Source organism: Chryseosolibacter histidinae (genome assembly GCF_018598225.1).
Classification (GTDB): Bacteria; Bacteroidota; Bacteroidia; order Cytophagales; family Cyclobacteriaceae; genus Chryseosolibacter; species Chryseosolibacter histidini.
The window spans coordinates 59,052-74,644 of the sequence record NZ_JAHESF010000020.1; the positions used below are offsets into that span (position 1 = coordinate 59,052).

The 15,593-nt window shown below is 53.1% G+C and carries 11 protein-coding genes and 2 pseudogenes; 10 read left to right on the top strand and 3 right to left on the bottom strand.

Annotation, left to right across the window (positions count from 1 at the left end):
* Positions 1-225: 225 nt before the first annotated feature.
* On the top strand, positions 226-678 hold the full coding sequence (locus KK083_RS19160) for a VOC family protein (protein ID WP_254166326.1): 453 nt from the start codon (positions 226-228) through the stop codon (positions 676-678).
* Positions 679-696: 18 nt separating this feature from the next.
* Here the strand turns inward: KK083_RS19160 and KK083_RS19165 are convergent, their stop codons facing one another.
* Positions 697-1,470, bottom strand: a complete 774-nt coding sequence (locus tag KK083_RS19165) for a sulfite exporter TauE/SafE family protein (RefSeq protein ID WP_254166335.1) — start codon at positions 1,468-1,470, stop codon at positions 697-699.
* Between the two features lie 96 nt (positions 1,471-1,566).
* Between KK083_RS19165 and KK083_RS19170 the strand changes: the two genes are divergently transcribed.
* The 4 genes and pseudogenes from KK083_RS19170 to KK083_RS32835 form a co-directional block, all read left to right on the top strand.
* Complete coding sequence (locus KK083_RS19170; protein ID WP_254166337.1) at positions 1,567-1,953, top strand: VOC family protein; 387 nt, start codon at positions 1,567-1,569, stop codon at positions 1,951-1,953.
* A 321-nt stretch (positions 1,954-2,274) separates the two neighbouring features.
* Positions 2,275-2,601, top strand: coding sequence for a PadR family transcriptional regulator (locus KK083_RS19175; protein ID WP_254166339.1), 327 nt, complete (start codon positions 2,275-2,277; stop codon positions 2,599-2,601).
* Positions 2,598-4,793 (top strand): annotated as a pseudogene (locus KK083_RS19180) (ABC transporter permease); the annotation flags it as partial. The gene KK083_RS19175 and the pseudogene KK083_RS19180, both read left to right, overlap by 4 nt.
* A 144-nt stretch (positions 4,794-4,937) precedes the next feature.
* Positions 4,938-5,291 (top strand): annotated as a pseudogene (locus tag KK083_RS32835) (ABC transporter permease); the annotation flags it as partial.
* Positions 5,292-5,532: 241 nt separating this feature from the next.
* Here KK083_RS32835 and KK083_RS19185 read toward each other — a convergent pair.
* Both KK083_RS19185 and KK083_RS19190 read right to left on the bottom strand, forming a co-directional pair.
* A complete protein-coding gene (locus tag KK083_RS19185; protein ID WP_254166343.1) occupies positions 5,533-6,657 on the bottom strand; it encodes a Gfo/Idh/MocA family protein in 1,125 nt (374 codons plus the stop codon).
* A 314-nt stretch (positions 6,658-6,971) separates the two neighbouring features.
* Entirely contained in the window at positions 6,972-8,006 is a 1,035-nt protein-coding gene (locus KK083_RS19190) for an LLM class flavin-dependent oxidoreductase (RefSeq protein ID WP_254166345.1), read from the bottom strand.
* A gap of 413 nt (positions 8,007-8,419) precedes the next feature.
* Between KK083_RS19190 and KK083_RS19195 the strand changes: the two genes are divergently transcribed.
* The 5 genes from KK083_RS19195 (at position 8,420) to KK083_RS19215 (ending at position 15,586) form a co-directional block, all read left to right on the top strand.
* The gene (locus tag KK083_RS19195) at positions 8,420-8,746 is read left to right on the top strand and encodes a PadR family transcriptional regulator (RefSeq protein WP_254166347.1); all 327 of its coding nucleotides are present in this window, start codon (positions 8,420-8,422) and stop codon (positions 8,744-8,746) included.
* Entirely contained in the window at positions 8,743-11,352 is a 2,610-nt protein-coding gene (locus tag KK083_RS19200) for an ABC transporter permease (RefSeq protein ID WP_254166349.1), read from the top strand. The genes KK083_RS19195 and KK083_RS19200 overlap by 4 nt, the downstream gene beginning before the upstream one ends.
* A 339-nt stretch (positions 11,353-11,691) precedes the next feature.
* On the top strand, positions 11,692-13,701 hold the full coding sequence (locus tag KK083_RS19205) for an ATP-binding protein (RefSeq protein ID WP_254166351.1): 2,010 nt from the start codon (positions 11,692-11,694) through the stop codon (positions 13,699-13,701).
* A 45-nt stretch (positions 13,702-13,746) separates the two neighbouring features.
* Complete coding sequence (locus tag KK083_RS19210; protein WP_254166353.1) at positions 13,747-14,373, top strand: response regulator; 627 nt, start codon at positions 13,747-13,749, stop codon at positions 14,371-14,373.
* Between the two features lie 301 nt (positions 14,374-14,674).
* Positions 14,675-15,586: a PorP/SprF family type IX secretion system membrane protein gene (locus tag KK083_RS19215; RefSeq protein WP_254166355.1), complete on the top strand. Its 912-nt coding sequence runs from the start codon at positions 14,675-14,677 to the stop codon at positions 15,584-15,586.
* The last annotated feature ends 7 nt before the right edge of the window (positions 15,587-15,593 follow it).

Consider the following 15,593-nt stretch of genomic DNA (forward strand, 5'->3'; position numbering starts at 1 on the left):
CATTTTTCCTCCTGCGGACTATTTCCCCCCATAACGGCCCCATGGGGTTATGAACGCACTTCATTATCATTTTCCGTCTTTTTCTTTTCTTCCAGATCTACTTTTCGACCGATACACCACAAGTCGTCAGAGCCTCCTTACTCCTTAATTCTTACTCCTTACTCCTGACTTCTGACTTCTAGCTCTTTTCCCTATCTTACGGTTCCAATAAAACATAAACAACCCATGAATCGCCTGCTCGCTCTCATACTTCTGCTCGTCATATCCCCACAACTCGCAAAAGCCCAGGTAAAACCGAAGGTCAGGATCAACCACACCGCCATCTTCGTTGTTGACCTGAAAGTAACCAAAGCGTTTTATGAGAACATCATCGGACTGGATACCATCCCCGAGCCGTTTCATGATGGCAAGCATGCCTGGTATAGTTTGGGTGGAGGTGTGGCCATGCACGTGATCCAGGGAGCCACCGAAAAGAAAACGTATTATAAGAATCAGCACACTTGCTTCAGCGTGCCTTCTGTGGAAGCATTTACCGCAGTGCTCAAAAAGAATAACATTCCATTCGAAGATGTGTCGGGTAAGAAGAATACCATCTCCAACCGTGTGGATGGCGTCAAACAGATCTGGTTACAAGACCCCGACGGCTACTGGCTCGAGATCAACGATGCTAAGGAGTAAAACAGACTGTAGGCTTGGCTACTTCACAAAAAGATCATAACCGAAGCGAAGGATGATGGCAACAACCACCATCAAAAAGAACACCCTGATAAATTTGTTGCCTTTCAGAATGGCTAACCGCGCTCCGAAAAAAGCGCCGGAGGCATTGCACACCGCCATGGGAATGGCAATTTTAATGAGGATGAGACTTTTGAGGGAGAAAAAAAGAACGCTGCCTACATTGGTGGCGATGTTCACCAGCTTGGCATGAGCGCTGGCCCTGAGAAAATCGAATCCGATCAGTGTGATGAAGCCCAGCACGAGAAAGCTGCCGGTGCCCGGACCGAAGAAGCCATCGTAAAAACCGAGCAGTAATCCCATCAGCGCACCATACGCCAGCTGCCTTGAAACAGGCATCGGTTCCTCGCTGTTCTGGGTGCCGAAATCTTTTTTCCGGTACGTGTAGATCGCCACGATCACCAGGATGCCGAACGCCAGGGGCTTCATAAAATAGTTGGGTACCACACTCACGGTATACGAGCCGGCCATGGCTGCAGCAAAAGCAATGGCACAAACCGGAAGCAGGACCCGGGCGATGAGCTTCACTTTGCGGCTGTACTGATAGCCACTCATGATGCTCCCGGCCATAGAGGGGATCTTTGTGGTAGCCAGGATCACAGGAACGGGATACTGCGGAAGAATGAACAACGACGCCGGTGTTTGCACAAGGCCGCCTCCGCCGATGATGGCATCGATGAAACCCGCTAAAAACGAGAAGAAACAGAGGGCGAGAACATCGTAAAGCTCAATCATGCGGCTGGTGACAATTTTAACGGGTACAAATCTATCCGTTTCCACGCACACTGGCACCATTTTTTTGCTCCTTGCTTCGAATCAACCAGCAGCATTATGTTCGGGCAGACAAAAGCATTCAGCGGATTTTCTGTTAATGATATCAAAAAAGCCAAAGCGTTCTACCAGAATACGCTGGGGCTTACCGTAAAAGATACCCCAATGGGGGTCCTCGAATTGCACATCGAGGGTAACAATCCCATCATCATTTACCCCAAGCCCGATCACGTTCCTGCTACTTTTACCATCCTTAATTTTCCGGTGCCCGACATTGAAAACGCGGTAGACGCCCTGATCGTAAAAGGCATCGTGTTTGAACAGTACGAAGGCAACATCAAAACAGACTCCAAAGGTATCAGCCGCGGCAATGGCGGCCCGAATATCGCCTGGTTCAAAGATCCGGCGGGGAATATCTTATCGGTGTTAGAGAAAACCGGGAGATGACAGTAGGCAGTTGACAAATCATGATCGCAAGCGATCATGGCAGTAGACAAAGGTGTCCCTACATTCGTCGGAGGTGTACTTATTACAGTGAATCGTAGCACGACGATCCATATATCAACGCCCGCCCTTTGTCAACTGCCATTTGCCTACTGTCAATTATTTTTCGAGCCGCCGTTGTTGGTGTTCTTCACCAACAACCCGCCAACAACACCACGAATCGTAGCAGGGCCTTGAATCTCAACGCCCGCCCTTTGTCAACTGCCATTTGTCTACTGTCAATTATTTTATATATTTGTTCTACTAAAGTTGAAATAATCACGCATGTCGCGCATCTACTTAGGAGAACTGGAAGAATTAATTTTGCTCATGGTGGCGCTCCTTAATAAGGAGGCCTATGGTGTTTCCATCGCTGAGGAGCTTCGGAAAAACGCTTCCAGGGACATCAGCATCAGTGCCATTCATGCCGTGCTGCACCGGCTCGAGGAAAAGGGATTTGTGAAGTCAAAGATGGGAGGGGCATCGGCAGAGCGCGGTGGACGAAGGAAACGGTTGTTCAGCATCACGGCCCACGGACGCCACGCACTGGAGGAGCTGCGCGATACGCGTGATCTCATCTGGGGCCTTATCACCAAAACTCAGGCAACATGAAAAAAAATGCCACACCTCCCGGCTGGATCGACTCCCTTATCGACCGTTTGGCCCCTGATGAATTTGCAGAAGAGATCAGGGGAGACCTGTATGAGCTTTTTTGCAGCGACCTGGACCAGAAAGGTATAAGCGCTGCCAGGAGAAGATATGTTTTTAATGGCCTGGGATTCCTGGCCAAGAGTTTTTTCTGGAAAAGGCAACCACGCCACCACACCAATCCTTTCACCATGCTGAGCAGTTATTTTAAGATGGCCCGCAGAAGCCTGATGGCTTACAAGGGCAACACCGTGATCAATGTACTCGGACTTGTTGTTGGCATCGCGTCGGCGCTCGTGATCGCCACCGTGATCCGGTACGAGCTGAGCTTCGACTCCTTTCACAGCGACGCCGACCGCATTTACAGAATGGTGCGGTGCAGCCTGCCCGAGCTGGCCGCCAACAAACGTTCCAATTGCCGCACCGGTATTTCATATCCCGTTCCTGATGCGGTCAAAGCGGAGACCACGGGACTGGTGGAAATCGTCTCCATGCAATACTTCGAAGATGTATTCGTGGAGGTGCCCGATAAATCGGGCAACATCGTCAGCAGGTTCAGGGAAGAGCGCGGTTGCGTGATGGTGGAGCCATCGTTTTTCAAGATCTTCGATTTTAAAGGCACTGGCTTCCGCTGGATCGCCGGTAATCCTGACAAAGCATTAGAAGAGCCCCTCAGCGTGGTGCTGACGCGATCGCTGGCCGAAAAATATTTTCCCGGTGGCAACGCCATGGGCATGATCCTGAAGATGGAGAGAGAAGCGGACTGCAAGGTAACAGGCATCATTGAAGACCTGCCGCCGAACACCGACCTTCCCTTTACCGTGCTTGTATCGTATGCCACCTTGCGCATGGGCAGGGGAGACCGCATGAACAACGACTGGGGTGGCGTGAACGATGAGCACCACACCTACGTGAAGCTTGCACCCGGCATTACCCCACGCGAAATGGAAAAGCGTATTGCCAGGGTACATCAGTCGCATACACCGAAAGACCTTTACGAGGGGCGTCACTACCTGCTGCAGCCCCTGCGCGACCTTCATTTCGATACACGCTTCAACAATTACAACGGCCGGACCATCAGCCGCGAGACCATCCTGGCCATTACACTGGTGGGATTGTTCCTGCTGCTCACGGCCGCCATCAACTATATTAACCTGGCTACCGCACAATCGGTGATGCGGGCCAAAGAGATCGGGCTGCGCAAAGTGATGGGCAGCACCCGGAAGACCCTGGTGCTTCAGCTGTTCACCGAAACCTTTGTGGTGGTGCTCATAGCGGGCGTGATTGCACTGGTAATCGCCGAGCTGATGCTGATCAACTTTCAGTCGTTGCTCAACGTCACGCTCAGGGGGTTCAATTTCACGGATCCGTTTACACTTCTATCGCTGCTGGCCATTGTGCTGGTGGTCACGCTCTTCGCGGGCATTTATCCTTCGATGGTCATGTCGGGATTCAACCCGGTGGTGGCCATGAAGAACAGGTTTGCTACAGAGAAGATCGGAGGATTTAGCCTGCGCAAGGTGCTGGTGGTGGCGCAGTTTACCATCACGCAGATGCTGGTGGTCGGAACGTTCCTGGTGGTGGCGCAGATGCGTTACTTTCAAAACGCCGACATGGGTTTTGACAAGGAAGCCGTCGTTACCATGCCCCTGCCCGGCAAAGCCGATCCGCACAAGTTCCAGGTAATGGAAGACCAGCTCAGGTCGCAGGCGTTTGTGGCCGATGTGGCCTTCAGCTCTACACTTCCCTCGGGTGTGCGCCGTAACCGATCGGCTACGGATGTGGGAAGAGAAGATGCAACAACCTCCAAAGACTATGTAGTCTACGAATATCAGTCCATCGATCCGTCATACATTGACCTCTACAAGATCCGCCTGCTGGCCGGAAGAGGTATTGGCCTGCAGGATTCAGCGGGAGAAAATGTGTTGATCAATAAGAAGCTCGCCCAAAGACTCCGTCTCGGAACCCCTGAGGAAGCGGTAGGAGAAGTGCTCAAGGCGAGCTGGGGAAAACAATTTACCGTGGTGGGTGTCATTGACGATTTTTACTCCAACTCCATGAAAGAAGGAGCGGACAACATGTTGCTGGTCACCGATCCGGGAAAGTTCGATTATGTCAGCGTAAAGCTTGCGATCGGTGAAGGACAAGGATCCATGCAGGAGGCGGTGAAACAGATGGAGAAGATCTGGACCGCGGCCTACCCGGAGCACATCTTCAGTTATGAGTTCTTCGACGAAAATATCAGGGCATTTTACGTCCAGGAAGAAAAATATGCGCAGCTTTTTCAGCTGTTCTCGTTGATCTTTCTGCTGATAGGTTGCCTGGGCCTCTATGGATTGATCACGTTTGTAGTGAACCGGAAAGGCAAGGAAGTGGCCCTGCGAAAAGTGCTCGGCGCCACGGTATCAAACATCCTGCTGATGTTCTCGAGAGAATATGTTCAGCTGATTGTGCTGTCGTTCCTCATTGCAGTGCCCGTGGCCTATTATGCGGTGAACAGCTGGCTCAGTAATTTCGCGAATCACATCACGCTGCAGTGGTGGCTGTTTGCCGTGCCAGGATTGCTCGTGCTCACCATCGCGCTGCTGGTAGTGATCTCAAAATCCATGCGCACTGCGAATGCGAATCCTGTTGACAAATTGAAGTATGAATAGTTAAATAGTCCACAATTCCTCTAATCCGTCATCCTGAACGGCGGAAGTGCGAAGGCTTGCGGGAGTGAAGGATCCCCTTGTAACAGCGTGTGAACGCATGAAGCAGAGGTTCGCAATAGGTTCGCAGTGACCTTCGGGGGGATCCTTCGCTCGCTCAATGCCCACCGCCCAACCACCGTTCAGAATGACGGTCTTCGAAGGGGGAATGCCGTGGACCGTCGACTGTGGACCGTGGACTCTTCTACAGCTTCAGATCTACTTTCTTCCCACTCTTCACCGCCAGAAAAATAGCATCGATGATCTTCAGGTCTTTGAGTCCTTCTTCGCCATCTACCGGCACAACGGGTTGTTTGCCTTGGAGTATAATGCCCGCCATTTCATCCATTTGTACGGTCTGGTGTGTGACGTGCGGATGCGTGAGCTCGCCGGCATGCGTGCGTCCCTTGATAGGGCCATAACCGGTGGAAGGTTGCATCTCGGCGAATCCCTTCTCGCCATTCAGGAAGAACCTGTCGAGGTTGTTCATGGTGTAGGTAGAGAGGCAGGAGGCCACGGCGCCTGACGGGAAGCCTAGCTGGAACTGGATGGTCTCATCCACGCCTTCCTTGAATTTCTCAGGGTTGGTCTTCGTCTCCTGTGCCGTAACCCATACCGGTTCTTCTCCCACCATATAACGCGCACCGTTGATAGAGTAGATGCCGATATCCATCATGGCGCCACCACCCGCGAGCTTTTTGTTGAGGCGCCACTGACGCGGGTCACCGATCGTGAAACCGGAGAGTCCCTGGAAGAATAATACTTTGCCGAACTCGCCGGCCTTTCTCATGCGGATGATCTCCAGTGTTTTCGGTTCAAAGTGCATCCGGTAGCCCACCAGTAGTTTTACATTCGCTTTTTTGCAGGCATCCACCATCTCCTGGCCTTCGGCAGCGTTGATGGCCATGGGCTTTTCGCAGATGGCGTGTTTGCCAGCCTTCGCCACGCGGATCACCTGGTCTTTATGAAGGCCATTGGGTGTGATCACATAAACAGCGTCGATGTCAGGATTGTTTTTGATGTTATCGAAGTTCTCGTAGTTGTAGCAGTTCTTTTCAGGGATGCCGTATTTGCTTTGCCAGTCTTTGACCTTGGAGGGCGTGCCGCTGATCACACCGGTGAGCTTCGCCATCTTGCAGTCGCGCATCGCCTCGGCTACACGCGTGCCGTAACTGCCCAGCCCCATGATCGCCACCCGCAGCACCGGCCCCTGGTAAGGTTCGCCATTGAAAGTATGGAGGTGCTCTGCTTCCGCCTTCAGCGAAGGAAGAAAAGGAAGCGCCAGTCCTGAAGCGGTGATCTTTTGGAGAAAGTGTCTGCGAGAGGTCATAGAGGTTAAAGGTTTGAAGTTTGAAATTAAAAGTTAGTCCGGGTGCCGGCAGATGCTGTCGGAACAAAGAGTCCTTTGAATTTCGGATAATTTAAGAAATGTCAGCTCGGGTCGGGCGCTTTTAATTTAGATAGTAGGTAAGCCAGTAGGCAGTAGGCAGTCCCGATAGCTTCGCTATCGGCAGTAGGCAAAGGTATCCCTGATATTCATTGGAAGGTGTGCTCTATACAGTAAATCGTAGCACGATCTGTATGTTTCAATGCTCGTGCTTTGCCTACTGCCATGATCGCCTGCGATCATGATTTGCCTACTGCCTACTGTTTTACAGCTTTCCTCACTGCCGGCGCCACCTGTGTTCCAAACAGCTCGATGGAGCGCATGACCTGTGCGTGAGGCATGCTTCCTACGGTCATGTGGGCCAGGAACCGTGTGTTTTTGAACAGCTCATATTCATAAAGAATTTTGTCGATCACCTGCTGGGGACTGCCCACGAGGAGGGAGCCATGAGGTGAACGCATCTCTTCATACTGTGCACGTTCCATGGGAGGCCATCCGCGCTCTTTTCCGATGCGTGACATCATGTAGGCATAGCTGGGATAAAAATCATCTGCGGCCTTTTGCGATGTGTCTGCAATAAAGCTGTGAGAATGGATACCAACGCCGAGGCTCTCAACGTTGTGTCCCGCCGCACGCGCTACATCGCGATAATATTTTACATAGGGAGCAAAGCGATCGGGTGTTCCGCCGATGATGGCCAGCGCCATGTGAAGGCCTAACGTTGCCGCACGCTCAACCGACTCAGGTGTACCTCCAATGGCCACCCAGATGGGAAGCTTGGGCTGATGGGGACGCGGATATACGCCTAGGTTTTTGATGGCAGGTCTATGCTTGCCGCTCCAGGTCACTTTTTCACTTTCGTTGATCCGCAGCAGCAGGTCGAGCTTTTCAGCGAAGAGCGAATCGTAGTCTTTCAGGTCGTAGCCGAACAGCGGGAACGACTCGATGAACGAGCCACGCCCTGCCATGATCTCGGCACGTCCGCCTGACAGCAGGTCGATGGTGGAGAATTGCTGAAACACCCTCACAGGATCGTCTGAGCTCAGCACGGTAACGGCGCTGGAAAGTTTGATGGTCCTGGTCCTGGCCGCAGCGGCGCCAAGCACAACAGTGGGAGATGACACCACAAAATCCGGCCGGTGGTGCTCGCCGATGGCAAAAACGTCGAGGCCTACCTGCTCCGCAAGCTCGATCTCTTCCAGCAGGTTCTGCATGCGCTCATAAGGGCTGATGGTTTTTTTGGTGACAGGGTCGGGGGTGAGTTCTACAAATGTGCTAAGACCTAATTCCATAATTCCTGATCGATGGTAAATGTTTTATGGCTTAACGCGGCAGCGGTTAAAATAATTCGCTGCTCAGGGAAATAGTCCACAGTCCACGGTCCACAGTCCACGGCATTTCCCCTTCGAAGACCGTCATCCTGGGCGTCAGTGTGATGGTCCTGATGCTATCGAGAGTGCGAGCGAAAGATCCGTCGAACGGTTACTGCATACTTAATTGGAGCGTATACCACATTCGAAGCACATTGTCAAATGGAGATCCTTCACTTACGCCAAGCACCATGCCATCACCGTTCAGGATAACGGTAGACCTCGAAGGCTGTGGACTGTGGACCGTGGACTGTGGACTCTTTTCACATTTATCCTGCAAATATGAAACATATTCATTACTTTCACGTTTGCAGGACTAATACACTGCCCGATTTATGAAAGGAACCTATCTGGGAGAACTTGAAGAGCTGGTGCTTTTGCACGTGGGCATTCTCCACCCGAATGCTTACGCGGTAACCGTGATGGATGAGATCGCGCGGCAAACCGGTCGCACCCTCAACATCAGCGCCGTGCACTCGGTGCTGACGCGGCTGGAAGAGAAAGGATTTCTGAAATCGAAAATGAGCACGCCTACAGAAGAACGCGGTGGCCGCAGGAAGCGGATCTTCATGTTCACCGCGGCCGGCAAACGTGTGCTGGAGGAGGCTATGGAGCTTCGTGTGCAATTGTTCAACCAGATACCCAAAATAGCACTGCAATGAAAGATATGCCGCCGAAGTGGGCCGACAAATTTTTGGAATGGTATTGCCGTCCCGACCTGCTGGAAGATATCCAGGGCGATGTTTACGAGCTGTTTTACCGCAGTGTAAAAACGGGCCGCAGAAAGGCGAAACTGTATTTCATCTGGAACGTGTTCCGTTACTTCCGCTGGAAGAATATCCGCCGGACACCTGCCCATCAATCCACAACGTTTATGACTAGGTCTATGCTAAAAAATATACTCCTTGTTTGGTTCCGGCAACTGGTACGTCAGCCCGGAAATTCGTTTCTCAATGTGTTCGGTCTGTCCGCCGGTTTTACGTGCGCTTTTCTCATCCTGCTCTGGGTAACGCACGAATACAGCTTCGATAAATTTCACGCTGACCCTGACCGGATCTTCAGGGTGATGACACATGCCGAAGCCGGCGGTACATTTCAGACGTACAACGTAGCCGCCAGTGCCATTGATGTATCCTCCATTCCCGAGGTCGAAACCCTGGTGAGTGTATCGTCCGGCACCCGGTGGCCGCATGAGCTTTGTTTTCGCCCGGATGGCAAGCCCGACGAGTGTATCTACTTGAATGGCGTCTATGCCAGCGAGCATTTATTTTCGGTCTTCAACTTTCCTATCCTGAAGGGAGCGCCTGATCCCCTGAAGGGAACTGCCAGCATTGCCATCTCTGAAAGCATGGCGAAAAAACTTTACGGTGCCGATGATCCCATCGGTAAAACCATCCGGATCGACGATCGCCGTGAAGTTGTCATCGCTTCCGTCTTCCGCGACATTCCGCTGAACTCATCTTTGAAGTTCGATTTCGCGCTCACGTTCGACATCCTGAAAAAGCAATGGGGCATGAACGATCAGCAGTTCGCGGGCCAGTTCTTCAACATATATCTCAAGACCAACAAACCGATCGCACCAGCGCAGCTCACGGCAAAGCTGAACGATGTGCGCGTGCTTACGGCGCCATTCAGGGAACAACACCTGAGCTACCAGGCGCATCCGCTGGTGGACTGGAGGTTGAAAGCAAAATTCGAAGATGGCAAAAATACCGGCGGGCGTATCGAGTATGTGATCCTGTTCATCATCATCGGGGTGCTCATTGTGGTGATGGCGGTGATCAATTTTGTGAACATGTCTACGGCGCGTGCTGCCCTGCGTGCCCGGGAGATCGGCATCCGGAAGGTGACGGGCGCATTCCGCAGCACCATTGTGGCACAGTTCATGGGCGAGTCGTTCCTTATTGTGCTGATGGCCTTTGCATTTTCTGTACTGGCCACCCAGTTGCTGCTTCCGTTCTTCAACACGTTGCTGGATGAACCCATCGGCTTCAACATCCTTACAGGCGATATTCCTGGTTATCTGTTTCTCTTCCTGGCAGGGGTGTCTGTGCTGGCAGGCATCTACCCGGCTTTCATCATGTCATCTTTCCTTCCCGCGCAGGTGTTGAAAGGCCAGATCGCAGGCAATGCCTCCGGCTCGACGTTGTTCAGAAAAGCGTTGCTGGTGGTGCAGCTCACAGTGTCAGCAGGCATCATCATCTTCAGCGGCGTACTCTACCTGCAGCTGAACTATGTTTCGGAGAAGAACCTCGGTTTCGATCGCGGCAATATGATCCGCCTGGAGCCCACCTATCAGTTGCTCCAGAAGTTTGACCGCTTCAGTGACATGCTGAAGAGAGATCCTTCCATCACGGCGGTGGGAGCGTCGTCGGTCAATCCGCTCAGTGCCGGTGGCGGAAATTCGGGCGTGACCTGGCCGGGTAAGGCTGCCGACCAGGATGTTATGTTCACCACCTTCTCCTGCAGTTATGAATTTCCTGAAATGCTGGGGCTGCGCCTCGTGGAAGGTCGTCATTTTCAACCGCAGCCGTTAGACTCCGCGCGTACAGAAGTGCTTGTATCCGAAGACGCTGTAAAAATAATGGGGCTTACAGAACCGGAAGGAACGGAGATCAGGATCGGGAACTCACCCTGTGTGATCGTCGGTGTGGTCAACAATTTTCATACCGGCTCGCTTCACCAGCAGCGGCTGCCGGCCATTTTGTGCCGCACGCGCCATGAACATACCAGTGCGGTCTACATCCGGTATCGTGCCGGCGAGGCGCAACGGGCCATGGAGACGCTGAGCAAAGTGCATAAGGAGCTGGAGCCTGCACGCACCATGAGATACTGGTTCCAGGATGAGACCTTTGATGGCTTATACAAGACCGAGATCATTGCTTCACACCTGGCGCAAATGTTCACCTGGGCGGCATTGGTGATAGCGATCATTGGCATCGTGGGCCTGTCTACTTTCAATACCATGCGCAAGCACAAAGAGATCGGTATTCGCAGGGTGTTCGGTGCGTCGAAAGCGCAGGTGCTTTCCATGCTGTTCAACCATTTCTCATGGGTGCTGGTGATCTCCATGGCAATTGCCGGTCCCGTAGCCTGGTACATCGGGCATCGCTGGCTGGAGGGCTTTGCATATCACATCGATATTCCCTGGTGGATCTTCGGTGCCACGTTTGTGGGCGTAGCAACATTGATCGCACTGATCATCTGGGCCCAGGGCGTACGCGTCATTTCAACCAACCCAACGCAAACCTTGCGGGGGAATGAGTAGATAGTCGACGGTCAACAGACCACGGTCCACAGTAGAGCGGGAACGGGGCGATAAATGAGAATGGAATGATGGCGTTGCCTCGTGCCTCGGCCCGGGCTATCCGCTGCAAGTCCTCCTCCCGCGCACAACCCCTCGCGGTCCGGGCTTTCCGCTACTATCCCTAACGCTGTCAAGGCGTCATGGGAAATGCCTCTGCATTCCCTTCGAGGGAGAAATGCCGTGGACTGTCGACTGTGGACCGTGGACTCCTGTCCAGCGAACAACCGGTGTATTTCACAGAACCCGACTGCGGCACACACCTGAATTATCGCTATCTTATTCCGTTTCGACAGGCGAAATATGAAGACCTCCCTCTGTTCCCTTCTCTTGCTCTGTGCGGGTATCACAGGTTATGCGCAAAAAACGGATAGCCTTGAGCGTGTGCTGCTGAACACCACCGCAGACACCACCAGAACCATCCTGTTAAGCCTGCTGGCCGATCAGCTTACCGTGTCAGATCCGGCGCGATCGCTGGAAAAGGCAAGGCAGGGACTTGCACTGGCCCGGCGCATCGGGTTTGCCAAAGGCATCTTCGAAAATCATTATTCACTGGCATCGTCGTTCCGTGGCCAGGCGTTGTTCGATTCTGCAGTGCTCCATTTTCATCGTGCCTACACGGTTGCCCTATCCCGTAACGACCTCCGGGCCCAGGCCGACGCCTGCTCCAGCCTGGGGCATTGTTTTATGCGCAAGTCCGAGCACGACTCCGCCCGTCATTATCTCGACAAAGGATTGGCACTGGCTAAAAAGGCCGGCGATTTTAAGATTGAGGCAGGCATCTATAACAACTACGGAAACATCTTGCTCGAAGAAAGCAATTACCAGAAAGCGCTCGACTACTTTGTGCAGGCCGCCAGGTTGTATGAACATCCGCTCAATGACGATTACGGGCAGTGCCTGGCGCTATCGAACATCGGCAACATCCAGTATCGCCTGGGCCATTATGATCAGGCGCTGGATTATGCAGGCCAAAGCATGGCCATTGCCCGGCGCAGGTCGTTCAAACCCTCCATCGGTTATGCGCACAAGTTGCTGGGCCGCATCTACCGCAAGCAGGGAAAGTTCGATGCCGCGTTGGAAGAATACAGGCAGGCGCAGAAGCTCTTCATCACCATGAACGACAGACGCAGCGAATCGGAAGTGCTTCAGAATATCGGTAACATCTATTTCGATAAAGAGCAGCATCGCGATGCGCTTGTGAATTACCTGGAGTCGTTAAGGCTGGCGAAAAGTACTTCCAGCAAACCGCTCATCGCAGGCGACTATTCCTGCATCGGCCAGGCTTACCTGGTGCTCAAAAAGTATGATGCCGCATTGCGTTACCTGGATTCGTCGCGTGTGGCAGCCAGCGTCATGGGTAACGGGTACCTGCTCATGGACAACTATGGGGCTATGAGCGAAGTGTACGAAGCCAAAGGTGATTACAAAAAAGCCCTCGCCATGCATCACCGGTATGCCGAGATCAAAGACAGTATAACACAATCAGAGAACCGCGCGCTGGCAGAAGAGACCCAGGCCAAATATGAGCTGGAGAAAAAAGAGGCCCAGATCGCGCTGCTGGAGAAAGACCAGGCGCTGACGTCCCTTGCGCTCGAAGCACACCGCACAGTACAGGCCGGCGCCGTGATCGCCGCGTTCTTGGTGATCATCATCGCCGCGCTGTTAGTGAACCGCTACCGCATCAGCAACGAGGTGAAACGCCTCGCGGAGATCGAGCGTATGCGCAACGCCATCGCCCGCGACCTGCACGACGACATCGGTTCAACACTATCGACCATCAACATCATCAGCCAGCTGGCCATGCGCGAAGAGACCCGCAGCAGTGCCTATCTCGGCCGCATTGCCGAACAGTCGTCACAGATGATGGAGAACATGACCGACATGGTGTGGTCTATCAACCCCGGTAACGACTCGCTGGCAAAAGTGGTGGTGAAGATGAAGGTCTTCACCGGCGAGATCCTGGAGCCGAGAAACATCCGGTACAGGTTTGTGGGAGAGGAGTCGCTCAACGGTGTGGTGCTGGATGCCGACAAAAGGAAAAACCTGTTCCTCATCTTCAAAGAAGCCATCAACAACGCCGCCAAATACAGCGGTGCCAGCGAGGTGGAGATCACGCTGAAACAATCGGATAAAAAAACGCTGATGCTTCAGATCGCAGACAATGGCAATGGCTTCGATACAGAGCAGGTGCGGCATGGCAATGGCCTGCACAACATGGAGGTCCGGGCAAAAGCGCTGGGCGCACAATTCACGCTCACATCGGCGGTGAGCCAGGGCACCCGCATTTCGCTTGATATGCCCATCACATGATCGGGGTATGGCGGCTTAAGCTGTTTTTTGATACCTTGTTAGCCCATGGCTTTATCAGTGCTGATCTACGAAGATAACGACCCCCTGCGGGAAGGCATCTGTGCCATGATGCAGCTCGATGGCCGTTACCAGGTAGCAGGCTCGTTCAACAACGTAATGGGCGTGGAGCAGCAGGTGAAGGAGATCCATCCGGATATTGTGCTCATGGACATCGATATGCCGGGACGCAACGGTATCGAAGCCGTGCGGCTCATCAGGGCAGCGGGTGGCAGGATCCCCATTCTCATGCTCACCGTATTTGACGACACCCGCAGCGTGTTCGACGCCATCTGCGCCGGTGCTTCGGGTTACCTGCTCAAGAAACATCTTTCTGCAAAACTTTTCGATGCCATCGGCGAGGTGCTGGGCGGCGGTGCGCATATGTCACCCTCCATTGCCCACATGGTGATCACCGCCATGCAAAAACCGGTCAGCGACCCTTATCAGCTTACCGCACGCGAAAAAGAGATCCTGTCTTCCCTGGCCCGGGGCAACAGCTACAAGCTCATGGCCGCCGAATATTCCATCACCATCGACACCGTGCGTGCCCACATCAAAAACATCTACGGAAAGCTGCAGGTGCACTCGCAGACCGAGGCGGTCTCTAAAGCGTTAAGAGAAAGGCTTGTGTAGTTGGTCCACGGTCCACAGTCCCTCCTAGACCCGTCATTCTGAACGAGGCATGTGTGGTTGGCTGAGGGAGTGAAGAATCCCCATCAAGCGAAGTGCTCAAGGAAAGACAAACGCTCGAATTAAGTACGCAGTAACCGTTCGGGGGATCCTTCGCTCTCGCGGGCCATCACACCTGCATCGCTCTGGATGACGGTTTTCGAAGGGGAGAATGCCGTGGTCTGTGGACTGTGGACCATTCTCACACGATTATGTAATACCGCCCTTCCTCAAGACTCCCCAACTTTGGTTCAAAGAAAAAACAATGAAGACCATTCTGACCCTGCTTGGCATGTGCCTCGTTGCAACGGTGGCGCTGGGGCAGCAAGACCCGCTGTACACCCAGTATATCAACAATCCTTTTGTGCTGAATCCCGCGTATGCTGGCATTACCAGCAATCTCAACGCCTCGCTGAGCTACCGGAAGCAGTGGGCGGGTTTTGAAGGAAGCCCGACCACGATCAATGCCAACGGCCATCTCTCCCTGCAAGACAATACCATGGGCGCGGGACTGATGATCGTCTCCGACAAGATCGGAGTCACTTCCACCCACGAGGTCTATGGCAGCTATGCCTACCGCATCAGTGTTGGCGAAGCGAAAGAACTTTCGTTCGGATTGCAGGGTGGTATCATCAACTTCAGAACGAAAAATGGCAGCCTCACTTTACAGGATCCCGCTGACCCCGCGTTCGCTTCGGAGACCAGCGAAAGCAAACCCAGCATTGGAGTTGGTGTGTTGTTGACCGCAGACAGGTTCCTGATCGGGCTGTCGGTGCCCCGGATGCTCAGTACCCGCACAGCCGTGGGAAAGACTGACTTCACGCATTACACGCAGCACGTTTACGCCATGGGCTCCGCCGTGTTTTTTCTCAACGAGCGCATCCGGTTCAAACCTTCTGTGCTGGCCAAAATGGTGCAGGGCGCGCCGGCATCGTTCGACGTTAATGCGGCGCTGATCCTCCATGAGAAGTATACCGCCGGCATCGTTACCCGCAATCTTTCAGCGTATGGAGTTTTTATGCAGGCGCTCGTAAAGGATTCATTCCGGCTTGGATATGCCATGGAAATTCCCACAGGCAGATCGGTAGGATCGCGGTTCTCCACACATGAGATCACCCTCGGCGTTTCCCTGAACGTTTTGCGTTTTCACAACAGCGTAGGAATAACAACCTTTTAAATCACCA